At 41.1% G+C, this 15,140-nt stretch carries 16 protein-coding genes, 1 tRNA gene and 1 pseudogene; 3 read left to right on the forward strand and 15 right to left on the reverse strand.

Annotated elements, in window-relative coordinates:
• Positions 1–262 precede the first annotated feature (262 nt).
• The 3 genes from IM319_RS20500 to IM319_RS20510 form a co-directional block, all read right to left on the reverse strand.
• Positions 263–1,606 (reverse strand): TldD/PmbA family protein, encoded by a 1,344-nt coding sequence (locus tag IM319_RS20500; RefSeq protein ID WP_286827289.1) that lies wholly within the window; start codon positions 1,604–1,606, stop codon positions 263–265.
• A gap of 97 nt (positions 1,607–1,703) precedes the next feature.
• Positions 1,704–2,246 (reverse strand): DUF456 domain-containing protein, encoded by a 543-nt coding sequence (locus tag IM319_RS20505; protein WP_286827290.1) that lies wholly within the window; start codon positions 2,244–2,246, stop codon positions 1,704–1,706.
• Positions 2,247–2,248: 2 nt separating this feature from the next.
• Positions 2,249–3,718: a TldD/PmbA family protein gene (locus tag IM319_RS20510; RefSeq protein ID WP_287736737.1), complete on the reverse strand. Its 1,470-nt coding sequence runs from the start codon at positions 3,716–3,718 to the stop codon at positions 2,249–2,251.
• Between the two features lie 184 nt (positions 3,719–3,902).
• Between IM319_RS20510 and IM319_RS20515 the strand changes: the two genes are divergently transcribed.
• Positions 3,903–4,367, forward strand: a complete 465-nt coding sequence (locus IM319_RS20515; protein WP_002757789.1) for a hypothetical protein — start codon at positions 3,903–3,905, stop codon at positions 4,365–4,367.
• 255 nt (positions 4,368–4,622) lie between these two features.
• Positions 4,623–5,789 (forward strand): hypothetical protein, encoded by a 1,167-nt coding sequence (locus IM319_RS20520; RefSeq protein ID WP_079208847.1) that lies wholly within the window; start codon positions 4,623–4,625, stop codon positions 5,787–5,789.
• A gap of 56 nt (positions 5,790–5,845) precedes the next feature.
• Here the strand turns inward: IM319_RS20520 and IM319_RS20525 are convergent, their stop codons facing one another.
• From IM319_RS20525 to IM319_RS20535, 3 genes are read right to left on the reverse strand one after another with little or no spacing between them, the layout of a single operon-like run.
• Complete coding sequence (locus tag IM319_RS20525; RefSeq protein ID WP_287736738.1) at positions 5,846–7,144, reverse strand: DNA cytosine methyltransferase; 1,299 nt, start codon at positions 7,142–7,144, stop codon at positions 5,846–5,848.
• A 43-nt stretch (positions 7,145–7,187) separates the two neighbouring features.
• Entirely contained in the window at positions 7,188–7,625 is a 438-nt protein-coding gene (locus IM319_RS20530; RefSeq protein WP_287736739.1) for a PIN domain-containing protein, read from the reverse strand.
• 2 nt (positions 7,626–7,627) lie between these two features.
• Positions 7,628–7,849: a hypothetical protein gene (locus tag IM319_RS20535; protein ID WP_079208850.1), complete on the reverse strand. Its 222-nt coding sequence runs from the start codon at positions 7,847–7,849 to the stop codon at positions 7,628–7,630.
• Positions 7,850–8,421: 572 nt separating this feature from the next.
• Between IM319_RS20535 and IM319_RS20540 the strand changes: the two genes are divergently transcribed.
• On the forward strand, positions 8,422–8,634 hold the full coding sequence (locus IM319_RS20540) for a DUF5615 family PIN-like protein (RefSeq protein WP_149987155.1): 213 nt from the start codon (positions 8,422–8,424) through the stop codon (positions 8,632–8,634).
• A 60-nt stretch (positions 8,635–8,694) separates the two neighbouring features.
• Here the strand turns inward: IM319_RS20540 and IM319_RS20545 are convergent.
• The 9 genes and pseudogenes from IM319_RS20545 to IM319_RS20585 all read right to left on the reverse strand — a co-directional run.
• A tRNA-Leu gene (locus IM319_RS20545) sits at positions 8,695–8,779 on the reverse strand.
• Positions 8,758–9,645 (reverse strand): M48 family metallopeptidase, encoded by an 888-nt coding sequence (locus IM319_RS20550; protein WP_287736740.1) that lies wholly within the window; start codon positions 9,643–9,645, stop codon positions 8,758–8,760. The genes IM319_RS20545 and IM319_RS20550 overlap by 22 nt, the downstream gene beginning before the upstream one ends.
• Positions 9,638–10,057 carry a tetratricopeptide repeat protein gene (locus IM319_RS20555; protein WP_286827297.1) on the reverse strand — a complete coding sequence of 140 codons (420 nt, stop codon included), beginning with the start codon at positions 10,055–10,057 and terminating at the stop codon, positions 9,638–9,640. The genes IM319_RS20550 and IM319_RS20555 overlap by 8 nt, the downstream gene beginning before the upstream one ends.
• Before the next feature lie 119 nt (positions 10,058–10,176).
• Entirely contained in the window at positions 10,177–10,914 is a 738-nt protein-coding gene (locus tag IM319_RS20560) for a sulfite exporter TauE/SafE family protein (RefSeq protein WP_286827298.1), read from the reverse strand.
• A 31-nt stretch (positions 10,915–10,945) separates the two neighbouring features.
• Entirely contained in the window at positions 10,946–11,713 is a 768-nt protein-coding gene (locus IM319_RS20565; RefSeq protein ID WP_286827299.1) for a peptidase, read from the reverse strand.
• A 331-nt stretch (positions 11,714–12,044) separates the two neighbouring features.
• Complete coding sequence (gene fabG, locus IM319_RS20570; RefSeq protein ID WP_287736741.1) at positions 12,045–12,821, reverse strand: 3-oxoacyl-[acyl-carrier-protein] reductase; 777 nt, start codon at positions 12,819–12,821, stop codon at positions 12,045–12,047.
• A gap of 137 nt (positions 12,822–12,958) precedes the next feature.
• Positions 12,959–13,864 (reverse strand): lysophospholipid acyltransferase family protein, encoded by a 906-nt coding sequence (locus tag IM319_RS20575; RefSeq protein ID WP_287736742.1) that lies wholly within the window; start codon positions 13,862–13,864, stop codon positions 12,959–12,961.
• Between the two features lie 105 nt (positions 13,865–13,969).
• Positions 13,970–14,149, reverse strand: a pseudogene (locus IM319_RS20580) (DUF29 family protein); the annotation flags it as partial.
• Between the two features lie 426 nt (positions 14,150–14,575).
• On the reverse strand, positions 14,576–15,140 hold a 565-nt coding region (locus IM319_RS20585; RefSeq protein ID WP_425185312.1), incomplete at its 5' end, for a calcium-binding protein.

A 15,140-nucleotide genomic window follows, 5' to 3' on the forward strand; every position in this document is an offset into this window, starting at 1 on the left:
TCAGGTGGTCAATTACCTAATTTTCAGGGAAAAAGTCCCTGAATTTTCCCCCCAATCACTCCAATGGTTGGCACTTTTTGAGGGAAAAAAAGTCTAAAAGTCTTACCCAACAAGGTTTTTAGATTTATTCAGCAAACCCTATTTATTCTCCCCAGTCCCAATTCTGGTGCAGTTTAAGAAGTAATTTGGATAGTCAACAGCTTGCCCACTTTGCGGGGGTATTACCCTGGTTAATACCCCCTATTTTTGCTCCGGTATAGTGTTAAGCTTCTCCTGTGATTGATAAACCTTCTACCCAAACGTAGGGACAAACACCACTGGGAGTGATAACTGCTTCTGGTTCCAGATAAACAATCGATTTCAGCAGTGTTAAAATATCTCCGGCTACGGTAGCGGAATCGATGCTAACGCGCTCATTTTTGTTAACTAACCAACCATCAAACGGCAAAGAGAAGGAACCTTGTAGAGAATTAACTCCTGCATGAAGTGCCTGTAAACTATCAATTAAAACCACATTTTCTGCTGTTTCCAAAGAATAGCTCTTTGGTTGATTAGCACTAGCAAAAACGTGATAAAAATGGGGACTAACCGTTACTTTTGACCCAATGTTACCGTTGCCAGTGGGTTCCGTATTCATCCGTTTAGCGGTAATCGTGCTATGGAGAAAATTACTCAAAATCCCCTCTTTAATTAATTCCACACGATGGGTGGGAGTGCCTTCACTATCAAAAGTTTCGGCGGCAACATTAGCCGGATGGAGGGCATCATCGCACAAATTTAAGGCAGTGGCTGCGATTTGTGTTCCTAGGGATTCTGGAGTAGAAAGACTCTGTTTATCAAGGACATTTTGGGCATTAAACAGATTAGAAAATGCTCCCATTAGACTCAAAAAGGCGCGAGGGGCAAAAACCACCAAATATTTACCCGTGATAATCGGTTGATAGTCCAGATGGCTAACAGTTTTGGTAATCGCTTCCTCGATGCAACCATCGATATCTAATTTTTCCAGGCCCGGACTGACCCGAAAAGCGCCGGCGCTGCGGGGTTTTTTGCCTTCCTGTTCGGTTTTGGTGTATAAATACACACTGGCATAACTACGCGCTTCCTGACGCATTGCCCCGTCGCTATTGAGATAAAAACGTCTGACCTGCTGTTGTCCCAAACCGTTATAGGGAACACTGGCAATAGCCGGATGGGCCGCTAGTAAAGATTTTTCGGCGGCTAATAACTTATCGATGAGAGTGGATACAGCTGCTTGATTAGACATTTCGCTGGCCACTTCTGTGGTAGGTGCAGTGGCCGCGGGACTAAAATCGGGGACATTTTCCTTAACACCAAAAAAGCTGGCTTCTTGGGCGGTTTTCAGGGCTAATTGCAGTCCCACCGGGTCCACATCGGTGGTCGAGGTGACACCAACTTGATTATCCCGATTCCAGACGCGAACGATAACGCTGGAACGATTGGAAGCTTGTACCTGTTTGGGTTCCCCTTGAAACACATCCACATCGGTTTCATCGACAGAAGAACCATAGATGTCGTATTTAGCAATTCCTAAAGCTTGGGCGCTAGAATTAGCGATTTGGGCGATATCTTCAACTTTTGGCATAGATTTAGGGGTGGTTAGGGTTTGGGGGTTGGGGGTTGGGGTGATGGGGAGAATAAATAAAAGCTGAATCCTGTCTCCTGACGGCTGATAGCTATACTTAGCCTAAATTGGCTAAATTAGGCCAGGTGGTGACAATAAAGACGATAACGGCGGCCGTAGCCAGCATAGCTTTAGCAACGTGACCGATAACTGTACCGACGACGATACCGACACAGACTTTTAGGGATTGTTGCAAACGGGGGGTTAATTCTAAATCGCGACGATAGGCGTATTCTCCCAAAAAAGCCCCCACCACCGGACCGATAAATAAGCCGATAATTGGGCCGCCAATGGGTAAAGCGGGTAAAAGCCCGAATATTCCCGCTAATAAGCCCACTACTAGCCCGATTTGACTCCAATTGCTGGCCCCAACTTTTTGGGCGCCGAGATAACTAGCGAGGAATTCCACCCCCAGACTGAGGAGAAGGATAACAAAGGCCACGGCTAAAGCGACCCCCATCCCCGCGAATTTGGTGACAAAACCCCATACCAGCATGGCGATTAAAATCAAACTCATGCCGGGGACAGCGGGCAGCAGTTCGCCAATTATCCCCACTATCATGATGGCAATGAGGAAATAGTAGAGGATTACTAAAGCCATGATTAACGACCGCCAACGGTAATAGAATCTACTTTTAAATGGGGTTGACCAACGGTGACATAAACGCTACCACTGACGGAACCGCAAAAACCCGCCGCTAGACCTAAATCTTGGGAACACATAGAGATTTTATTCATAATCTCCTTAGCTGAACCGATTAAAGTCGCGCCTTTCAGGGGTTTAGTCAGGTTGCCGTTTTCGATAAGATAAGCTTCCTCGACGGCGAAATTAAATTCCCCCGTGGCCCCCACACTACCACCGCCCATTTTTTTGCAATAAATGCCTTTATCAATGGAATTAAAGAGATTATCGAGGGTATATTCCCCGGGAGCGATGTAGGTATTCCGCATCCGACTAGCGGCGGCATAGGTGTAGTTTTGACGGCGACCGCTACCTGTGCGCGGATGACCGGTTTTCATTGAACCAGTGCGATCGGCAATGAAGTTTTTTAGGATACCATTTTCAATTAGGAGAGTACGCTGGGCCGGCATTCCCTCATCGTCCATATCGATAGTACCGAAAGCTTTATCGGATAATCCTTCGTCCCAAGCCGTCAGGTTTTCGTGGGCGATTTTTTCGCCTTTTTTATCGAGAAAGGGCGTGGTTTTTTGTTCGATTTGGGTAGTTTCTAGCAAATGACCACAAGCTTCGTGGAAGATAACACCGCCAAATTCATTGGCCATGACGATGGGATAACTGCCGGATTCTACATAGTCAGCGTAAAGCATTTTACCCGCCGATGCGGCCACTTCTGCCGCCGCTTCCTGGGCATTCCACGTCCGCAGAAAATCGGGATTACTGGTACTACCCAACCGTTTACCAATGCTAGAACGATTGGTCCCATCGGCACAGAGGAGATTATAGCCCACCGATTGGGTGAGGCGAATATCCCGGGCAAAAGTGCCATCACTAGCGGCAACTAAAACTTCTTGCCAATCGCGAAAATAAGCGGCGCGACGAGATTGGACGTGAGAGGCTTTCTGATTGAGTTGAAGGTTAGCATTTAGCAGAATATCACCCATTTCTCCCAAAGAACTGCAATTATTCAGCCAAATATCTTTATTTTTGACCGTGGCATAATCCCGGAACATTTCCAGATTGATTTCGGGAATATACGCGTTAGGACCGGGTAGGTTTAAACCGAGAATCGATAAACCTTTTTCTAGGGCATTTTTTAAGCCTTGGAAGCTTAAATCGTTGGTACTGACATAACAATCAGCTTTACCGCGAAAAAGGCGGATTCCTGCCCCTGTAGATAGTTTCGGTGAGAGACTGGTGATGGTGTCATCTTCGGCTAAACAACTGATATAGTTGACTCTTTCCAGGAAAAATTCGATAAAAGTCGCCCCAGCAGCCCGTCCCAGTCCGAGGAGGGTAGATAAAGGGGCCGCCCAAGAGCTATCAAAGCGCTCCAGACTAGGATTATATTTCAGGGTGGGGAGTTCTTTGGAGATGAGTAGAGTGGGTGACATAAAGCTCGTTTATCAGTTAATCTGCTGGTTTCTAGTCTAACAGCTATCAGTTTTTTCCGTCTGGGGGTGCGTGAGCGCAGCCCAACCCTGCTAAATTTTTCTCCTTCATATCTCTTAATAAAAACCTTGATTCGATCGCTCATCACCCGCAAGATTAAATAAAGAGCGACTCAGGATAAAAATAATGGCCACAGCGACACAATTCTTAAACATTTCTGACTTGACAAAAGATGATTATTGTGTATTCGGTTTAGCGATTTGTTTTCTCAAACAGGAGGGAGAATTGGAAAAAGTAGCGGTGTTAGAACCGATTCCCTCGGCAGCCCTAGAGGCAATTGTCAAAGGAATTCCCACTTCCTACGAATTTGCCCGCGCCATGGCTTTGGGAGAGGTATTTCAGGACGATAATCCTCAAATACCCAGTAATTTCCCTGATAATGCCCAATTATGCGAGAATTTTGTCGAAAGGGCGATTGCGGCCACTCGCACCTATAAAAATCAACCCCACCTGCAAGGGTTAATCCCCTTGGGCAGCCAAAAAGACGATTTAAACTTTTCCCTAGAGAAAAAACGCATCTTGAATGCTGTTCATGTGGTGCGGACGGAGGATAACGTCAAACAACATTCTCATACCCATAAGGTTTTGTAATCAAGGTGAGTTCGGGTTAGGGAAATTTTGCCGTTTTCCCTGATTCCGAACTCAGATGAACCAGTTATCTTAAGAGTGAGGTGTAAAGTTGTGATTTTGAGGAGTTGATGCCCAATTAAGTAGGGAGGCACAATTATTTGTAGGATGGGTTAGCGGTAGCGTAACATGAGCGGGCGTTGGGTTTCATACTTCAACCCAACCTACGTTCATCTAAAAAGATTATAATTTGTTTTCTCAATTTAGGATTAGTAAACCATGGCAAGTATAGAAACAGTATTAAGAGAGTTGAGCGTTGCTTACGGTATATATATAGTAAAAAATGAAATTCCCAAGACAGAGGATCCACAAAAATTTATAGAAATATGTAAAAAAGCAATTGTTAAGGATGATATAAATGAATCACAGTATGATTCAATAAAAGGATTACCTTCTTTTACTAATGCTCGCACTCAAATAATAAATAATGGAATGAAACTAGCTAAAATCATTTGTTCCCACGATGAATTTAACAAGATTTCTGCAAAACCAGAAATTAAATGGGTTGGCAATAGTCAAAAAAATGAGTTAATAGATATAACTGTTGATAATTTTGAGTTTTCTTTGAAAGAAAAGAGCAATATACTTAATAATATGGGGTTATATCAATTGATTAATCTTTTAACTGATGATACTCAAAAAAGAGGAATACATATATTTCAGACTTATGCCAAAGATGAATACAATCAATGGTTCGTTTTTACCTGGGGAAAACTTTTAGAATATCTAGATCAACATGGTGATTGGCATTATGTTAATGAAAAGAAGGGAGCTAGATCACAAATAACTAAAAACAATAATGATGAAATAAAATTTAACTATTCTGATCCTGTTGAAAACAAATCAGCAACCCTACCTTGTAATCCCCAATTAACTTATGATACCTATGAAAAAGAGACCACTGCTACCATAAGAGAAAAAACTTTATCAAAATGGATTTCTCAAGAATTGAGAAATCAAGACGATTATCTACAATTAAAAGCAAAGTGTTCTGAACAGGCAGGAAAAAGTCTTGTCAATTATTTAAAAAATCATTTATCTCCGAATTTATCAAATCTTAAAAAGTTATTGCAGATATTAGATCGTCAATATTATTATGCTAAAACCAATGATAGTAAACAAGAAATTTATAAAGTTCCTTCGGAAAAAGAATTTAATTCGATAATCAAAATCAGTAAAATTGATTATGAGGTTCCCAAATCTCAACTTAATATTATTACTACCATAGAAAACACCGAGACAGGTGATATTCTTCAATTGAGAAATGAATTAAGATACTCTCATGGACAATTTAATGGCATACCAGAAGCTAAGTTATATATCCATAATTCTCTTAATCAAGAGAGTTTATCTAAAATTTATAAACCTATTTATCCAACCCGATGAAGTATTATATAGTTATCATTATTAACTATATACTTTAGAAAGCAAAGCACGGATTTTTACTGCAATTCCATCAGTAAATTGTCTTTAGTAGCTGAATAAATATCTTCAAACAAATAATCCCATTGATGTTCTAGGTGTCTAGCAATGTGGTAAGCAAGCAAAGGTGGGACAGCATTACCAATTAGTTTGTAACCATCCGTAGCCGAAAGTGAATATTTTTCATCTCCCTTATTTTGTGGACGCACAAATTGAAAATCATCGGGAAAAGTCTGTATTCTCGCACATTCCCGCACAGTTAAACGTCTCATTTTTAACCCTGCTTCTAACTCATTAACTATCTTTCCCCCTAATTCTAAAGATAATCTCCTAAATTCAATATTACCGTGATGTTCCGAGCGAATAGTCGGACTTAAACCCTGTAAATTAACCTCGATTTGTCCCTGAGTTTTACCATAATGTTTAGCTTTTGAATAGCTTTTTTGTGAGAGGTCAAATAACTCATCTTCCGGTTCTGCTAAACCTGATAATATCTGACCCACTGTACTGTAAGTTTTAAGAGGATATATTGACTCAAACAGATTTAATTGATGCTTAATAACTTTATGGGTTGGATGCGGAAAAATATCATTATTTTCTAGATGTGCTATCGCTGTCGCTTTTAAATAGGTTTTATTTAAACCGATAAAGATAATTCTTTCCCTAGTTTGGGGAATTCCATAATCGGGAGCAAAGAGAAGTTTAGGGATAACTATATATCCATCTTTACCAATGGCACTAAAATCATCTTCAATTATATCTTTAACATTAGCCAAAGAGATTAAACCTTTGACATTTTCAGCAATAAAAACTTTAGGTAAGGTTAATTCAATAACTCTTTTCATCCAATAATAGAGTTTCCCGCGATTATCCCGAAAACTATCTTCACTCTCGTCTAGTAGTTTCCCCGTGTGACTTTTATGAGAATTAAATCCCTTTCTTTTGCCTGAAACACTAAAATCTTGACAGGGAAAACCTCCCGTTACTACATCGATATTACTGGGAAAGTGAAACTCTCCTTTTTCTGCTTGTTTGACTAAATCTACAATACTACCCAAGTGAAATACATTCTTTTTACCCCTTTTTTCAAAGTAGGGAATCCAAGCATTATGGGCAGCTTTAGTTATATCATTAGCAAAGACAGTTTCAAAAGTAGTGCGCGGTAGTTTTAGCCATGGTTCCCGTCTTTCTACTATCCAATCTTGATGAATATTTTCATTAACACAGTCTTGGTGTACCCAAAAACCTCCCTCTAATCCTAAGTCCATTCCCCCGCAGCCAGAAAATAGGGATAAAACTCGCTTTTGTTGCCTATTCATCACTATTGATTTAATGAGTAATTTAATAATATCACACTGATAATCAACTCGCTCGAAAGGGATTAATTAAAGTTAGTTGATTGGATATTATTAATCCATCCTGCATATCTTCAGAGTAAAGAATATTAGCCTCGGATGCTAAGGCACTAGCTACAATTAAACTATCCCAAAAAGAAAAACTGTATTGAGTGCGGAGTTCAGAGGCTCTTAAAATAATATTGCGATCGAGTTGAATAACAAGACATCCATCGTAAAATTCTTGAATAATTTGTCTAATTTGAACTTCACTTATTTTAGCTTTTTTGGATAAAACAGCGCAAACTTCATTAATAATTTGCGTACTGATTAAGATATTTTCCCTGCTAGTTAAAGCGGCCGCTAGATTGCGTTTTCGCCTTTCTGCAGCATCGTTACACTCTGGGTCTATTAAAAGACGGTAGAGCCAGATATTAGAATCACAAAAATAAAGAGAATTGGTCATAATTATAGCTGATGAATTTCTTCCCGATTTAATTGACGAATACCTTTAACAGCAACGGGTTTCTGAGTTAATTGGGCAATGATTCCAGTGGTTGATATTTTTTTATTTTGTTTGATCACAATAACTTGAACTTCGCTGTCTTCCCTCAAGTCCTGTTGGTATTCTTCGGGAATTTCGATGATACCTTGTTTGATTTTGGCTTTAAATTCCACTGCATTTAACATATTGTTTCTCTCGAGCGACTGTCTATTAAGATTAATTATAACAAATCCTGGTTAATCCCAACATTTCCTTCGGCTCAAAGGTCTGCGGATTGGCATTGAAACTATTCTTTATCAATAGATTTATTGCGCTGGTACTCCCGAAGAAATCCCTAAGATTTATCCTTCCCTGAGTTGAGAACAAGTTTAGGCGACAATTTTATCTTATCTCCACAACCAAGCATAAGTTAAGCAATACATAGGGTTTGCTGAATAAATCTAAAAACCTTGTTGGATAAGACTTTTCGACCTTTTTGAAATCCAAAAGTGCCTGGCATGGGAGTGATCAGGGGGAAATTCAGGTACTTTTTCCCTGAAAATTAGGTAATTGACCCCCTCAAAATCGGTAAAACCCCACACCCCACACCCTACACCCTACACCCTGCTTCTAGGAAAAACTTTTTCAGCAGACCCTACATAGCTGATGGGTGAGAATGGGGTCAAAAAATGCGTGAGTAACCAAAACAAAATCCTTCGACTGTCGTACAGAAATTAATGAAAATTAAAGCGGAAAGACAAGCAAAAAGGCAAAGTTTATGATGTTGCAATATCTGATGGATGACAATATTGACCCATTTTATGTTAAGCAATTACGGAGAAAAAATAGAGATTTAGTGGTTTGGGCAATCGGGGAACCCAATGCACCAGAAAAGGAAACATTAGACCCAGAAATTCTGACCTGGTGTGAGATAAATAATTTTATTCTTAATACAGGTATGAGTATCAGGATAAAAACTAATCAAATCTAAACTAGGCTAATATTCTGGGATATTTCTAGACCATAATAGCCAGAAATTACTGTAATTTGATGGGCGGAGTCGGACTCGAACCGACATGAGGGGCTGCCTCGCCACATTTTGAGTGTGGTGCGTCTACCAATTTCGCCATTCGCCCTTGGCATTAGCTTTATCATTATAACCCATTTTTGGCCCTTTTAACAAATTTTGATAATCGGGGGAACTGGCCCAACGATCGATTTCTCGCGCGCGTAGGACGGGGAGGGGATGGGTTAACTGTTGGGTTTGCAAACCCTTTAACATTTCGCCCATTTCCGAGGCACTGACGGCATCGTAGGACTTGGCCTGATCGATAAACGCCTCTAAATTTAATAAAGGTGCGAGACTGGGGGAACCTCCGGCTAACTTCATTAACACCGACATGACGATTTTTGGGTCTTGAACTGCCAATAATGCCGCTCGATCGCAACTAAACTCGGCGCAGCGCACCCATGCTAACATTCTCTGTTGTAGGGATTGTGCTAACATTGTCCCCCAATTGGGCAGTAATCCCGCCGCTAGGACCATAATATTGGCTAAAGTCAGATAAACGCCGTGTTCACATTTGAGATGACCTAATTCGTGGGCCATTACCGCTTGAATTTCTGCGGGATTTAGCATTTCAATTAGGGAAGTGTGCATCACCATAAACGGTTTTTTGCCGCGCATGGCGAAGGTATAGGCGTTAGGAACGGGGTTTTGTTGAATGTATAATTGAGGTGGTTCTAAGTCGAGAATTCGGCAAGCTTCTAGGAGTAGATTATGCAGGTCGGGTAATTGTTTTTCTCCCACCAAAACACTAGCACCAATATTATTTAAGTAAAAGAATTCTTCAGCTACGGAACCTAATAAACTTCTCACGGCTATATCTAACCCAGGCAATTGTTTGAGGGAATTAGTTGCCTCTAGGTCGATGGGATGCCGAAAATCATTGGCTTTTAAGCCGAGTAATAACTGTCTTGATAATTCCATATTCTTATTCATTTAACCAAGCTTTGATGCGTTCTAAACTTTTCCAATCGGGTTTTCTAGCTAAACCATCGGCGATATTTTCATCCACTTCTTGGCGAACTTCTTTGTTTAAACTAACTAATTGTTGCACCAGTTCGATATGTTCTCTAACTCCGGCGGTTTTGGTTTCTAACATAGCTAAAACCAAATTGATCCGGTTTTGGGGGGAAACTTTATCGAGTTTTACGGCTTTTTGGGCGGCTTTTAGGGCTAATTCCGGTTTATCGGTGAGCATATATAACCAAGCTAAACAGGACCAAACGGCGGCATTTTTAGGAGCGCGATCGCTTAATTGTTTAAATTCCGGCAATAAACTGGCGGCGCTTTCTCCCTGTTGGTAGCGTTCTAAACCTTGTTCGAGGGTAAAATTGGCGGTTTCTGTCATTTTCAGCTGCGGGGTTAGTCAAGGAGCAATTTTAACGGTTATCGGTGTATTACATGGAGTTAGTACAATTCACCTTTATCTAGTATTTTAGCAAAATTTGTCCCTTTGTCAGCAAAATTTTAAAAGATGATGCCGCGTTCTCGCCAGATCATCAATAAGCCACTCATCGAAACGAATAACATCACTGCTTGTTTAAATTGTTGGGGACTCATTTTTTCTAAAACTTTTTGTCCTAACCAATTACCTGGCCAGGCCGCTAATCCTAATAATAAACCGTAACCAAGAAAGGGCAGATGTAAAACTCCAAAGGCCGCGTAAGCGATTAATTTGGCCACATGAACCACTACCATGTGAACGGATTTCGTTGCCACCATTGGTTCTTTAACTAGCCCATAGTTGATATAAAACAGGTTCATCATCGGGCCGGTACTACCGACTAATCCCGACAGGAAAGCGTAGATAAATCCCGAGGGCATAAAATACCAGGTTTTAATCTCAAAAAAAGGATTTTCTTCTTGGGGAAATAATTGTTTAAGCGAGGAGAAAACCAGAAAAATTCCCAAAACTAGCGGCAACCATTTGAATTGTAAATGGGCAAAGACAAAAGCGCCGAGGGTAGATCCCATAATTGCCCCAGGTAAATACCACACCGTCGAGGGCCAGTCAATGGCGCGCCAATACATTCCCATGCGTTGGACGTTACCGATTAGCATCCCCGTGGTCAAAACTGGAGGAATGACGGCAGCATCGAGAAACCAACCTAAAACGGGTAGTAGAATCAGGGGACTGCCGCCACCAGCAAGGGTACTAAAAAACCAAGCTAGACTACCTGCCAACATCAAGGTAACAATGATCATCGAGTTGTAAAGTTAATTCACAAAGAGTTACTTAATCTATTATGATATCTTCTTTTGGGTCTTCATCGGTATAATGCCATTCCACATTGGGCATAGCCTCGAAAGCTTGCCGGACGTAATCCTCCCAGAGTTTTCGCATTTTGGCTAGGTAGGGGTCTCCTAGGCGCAATTGTAACTTATGACGTAGGGTTAGGCTATTAGCTTCATACATACTCAAATAGATAGGCGGTCCGACGGAAATATTCGATTTCATGGTCGAATCGATGGAAAGTAAGGCACATTTAGCCATTTCCTCTAGGGGTGTATCATAGGTAATAGTGCGATCGAGAATCGGTTTACCGTATTTAGTTTCACCTATCTGTAAAAAGGGCGTTTCTTTGGTGGCTTGAATATGATTTCCCTGGGGATAAATCAGGAATAATTGCGGTTCTTCTCCTTTAATTTGTCCCCCAAGAATAAAGTTACATTGAAAATCAATCTTATCTTGTTCTAGCCAAGTTCTTTCCCTAGCTTGTACTTGACGACTTTTATCACCGATATAGTGGGCGATATCGTAGAGATGAGTCAGAGCATGGAGATTTTTATCCTCTTGATTGTGCAGATCTCTTTTTAGTTCGTGAATCACTCCTTGGCTAATCGATAAATTGCCTGATGTACAGACCATAATTACTCTTTCTCCCGACTGAGAAAAATCAAATAATTTCCGATAGGCCGAGATATAATCGACTCCCGCATTCGTACGAGAATCCGCACCCATAACAATGCCAAAACGATTGATAATTCCTAAACAGTAAGTCATTTTCAGTAATCAGTAATCAGTGAACAGTAATCAGTGAACAGTAAACAGTAAACAGTAAACAGTAATCAGTAATCAGTAATCAGTAATCAGTGAACAGTAATCAGTGAACAGTAATCAGTAAACAGTAATCAGTGAACAGTAATCAGTAATCAGTGAACAGTAATCAGTAAACAGTAATTAGTGAAGATTGATCGGTGAATAATATCATTTAAAACTTAAAATTTAAAACTTAAAACTTACCACTTTAATCTGATAACTAATCACTGATAACTGATAACTGATAACTGATAACTGATAACTGATAACTGATAACTGATAACTGATAACTGAATTAAGCCATAACCATACCACCATCGACGTTAAAGACTTGACCGGTGATATAAATAGCGGCGGGATCGGCGGCTAAAAAACGCACCATCCCGGCGACTTCTTCCGGTTTTCCATAACGGGAGAGGGGAATATATTTGAGAATTTCATCTGCTTTGAGGTCATGAGTCATATCGGTTTCAATAAAGCCGGGGGCCACGGCATTAACAGTGATGCCTCGACTGGCAAATTCTTTGGCTAAAGTTTTCGTTAAACCGATGACACCAGCTTTAGCGGCGCTGTAATTAGATTGACCCGGATTACCCATCAAACCGGATACAGAAGTGATGTTAATTATGCGGCCGCTTTTCTGTTTTAACATCAATTTACTGACGGCGCGAGTGCAGAGAAAAACTCCGGTTAAATTGATATCGATGACCGCTTGCCAGTCTTCTAATTTCATTCTTAACATCAGGGTATCCCGGGTAATACCGGCATTATTAACTAAGACATCAATATGACCGAATTTTTCTTTGGTACTATCTACTAAATTATCCACTTCTTCGCTTTTAGCCACATCTGCTTGTAGTGCTATTGCTTTTCCCCCGGCCGCGGTAATTTCTTCGACAACGGCATCGGCAGCACTGCTAGATTTAGCATAGTTCACCACTACAGTAGCACCTTGGCTGGCTAATTCTAAGGCGATCGCTTTACCGATCCCTCGCGAGGCCCCGGTTACTATGGCTACTTTGTCTTGTAAATGCTGGCATTCTGCGGGTAATAGTTTCATAATTTTCTGCATTCCCCAAATAATCGTCAAATCTCAAGAGAAAACTTTGTCCTGATAACTTTGCTCAAAACACTTCATTATCTCACAAGCGGGTTAATCTGACCGAAAAAATGCTCAATGGGGATCGCTTTGTCTCAACTTTCCCGTGGTTAGGATCGGGGAGAATTGGCTGCCACTAATTGATCAAGTTGCTGCTGCATCAAATAACAGACTTTCTCATAACATTCGCGTACATAACGGCGATCCCGGGCCGCTTTTTTGCCGTAACGTTCAAAAATAATTGGGGGACAAACCCGCGTCTGTATCGATACGGGTAAGGGAATATTCGGCAAGGGACCGATAGCTAGTCCCCAGGGTAAACCGAAATAGATGGGACAGGTTCCGGGGTCAATACCGAAAGGCCAAGGCATACCCTTTTTATGCAATTCTTTTAATTGAGGATAAATATCGTCGAGGACAAACAGGGTCGAGTGAGCGCCGTGGGAAATGGCGGGAATAATCGGCACTTCGTACTGTAAAGCTAGTTTAACAAAAGCTTGATTACCAGCAAAATGAATTTTATTTCTTAAACTGTGGGGACGGAAAACATCGGTAGCACCTCCGGGATAAATTAAGACACTAGCGCCACTATTTAAAGCAGCGATCGCCATTTTCGGATGAGCATGAACGGCCCCCATTTGGGCTGCTAGACTAGCTTGGGGTGGGAAAACTCGCCAGACTCGCGAATCCATCAAACCATAGATTAAGCGATCGCTGCCAAAGCGTTGAAACCAATCATACATCATCATAAACATATCGGGAGCAGCTAAACCGCCGTTATGGGAGCCGATGAATAATACCTGTCCTGAGGGGGGAATATTTTCCCAACCATCGGTTTTGACGCGAAAATAATGGTGATAAAACCAATCCAGAAGGGGGACAAATTTTTCGATCACCTGCGGATCGCGATCCTCTAATGACCAACCGGTGAGGGTATCAGCAGGGGCCTTGGCCGCTTGTAGGGATAATTCGGCAAAAGTCGCCGTAGATGAGATAAAAGAGCTAAAAATCTGCATTGATGCCAAGTTGATAATTTAAGCGCATCTTATTATCGCAAATTTGGGTTAAAAAACCCATCGTTTGAGAACGGCTTTCCTTGATAATTTTATCATCTTTAATGTCTAATCTTCACAGTTGAACCAATTTTTATCTAATAACTGCTCTAAACTGTAAGGACATTCTGAGGGAAAATCGCTAGAAAACCCAGTTTTTTGTTGAACATAATCTAAAGCATCCTGATAGATTATCGGTAATTCCTCAGCTAAATAATTCTGTAAATTTGTCGTTAAATATTTTCTTAGGATGGGGATTTCTGCGATTTTGAACCTGTTTGGGGTGAAGATGTCTTTATGGTTAAAAGACCGCAGGGGACGCACTTTCTCAGACGAGGACATATTACACTATCCTTATGATGGTAGTAACCTGAGCCGAAACCATGAAGTTAATGAAGTTAATCGATACTGCTATACCCAGTTTCCCAATTGAGTAATGAGTAATTGGCGCTTTAACACTTTAGAGGAATTGGAATTCAAAGTAGATAAATTGTTTAAGAAGTAACACCCCAGAGGGTTGTTTCTCTCACGGGATTTCGCTTCATCCTTGATGCTCTATCTGCTCTGAATACAATTTAATTTGGTATCAGCAGAAGTCCCTCGCTTTTAGCGACAGGACTTCTGCTGATACTCAGTTAAATACAGTAAGAGCTTATTGCCTCAAACCAGAGGACGTCACAGCACTATATTGGTGACAGGTAAACTATACACTCCAGCGATTGCCAATTGAAAGTCGCTGACGGCATCGCCGTTGGTATCCCCGCAAAGGAGACCGCCGTAAAAGCGCAGTTGTCCCGCTTGACCTGAAAAATCCGAGGCACCAATAAACGTGAAACTCTCATTACCAGCGTTGAGGGAGTTGGCATCGATGCCAGAGATGTCAATAGTATCAAGACCAGTATTGAAATCGAGGATATTGTCTTGGTTTGCACCTTGACCGATTTCATCAACGGTGTTGAAGATAAAACAGTCCCGACCTTCACCTCCCGTTAGTTGATCTGACCCTAATCCACCGTTAAGAATGTCCTCGCCACCGCCACCAATAATGACATTATTGGCAGCATTACCTGTAATTTTATCATTCCCCCAATAGCCATTGATTTGGATATTGTTACCGACAAAAGCAGTATTGGAGAAGTTTAGGGTATTGGCACTCCAATCACCGACAATAGTTACTTTTCCTGTTACTCCTGTCCCGTCGATGGTTTCAATGCCACTATTGACATCAAAACTCTTGAGA

This window comes from Microcystis sp. M113S1 (assembly GCF_020246945.1).
Taxonomy (GTDB): Bacteria; Cyanobacteriota; Cyanobacteriia; order Cyanobacteriales; family Microcystaceae; genus Microcystis.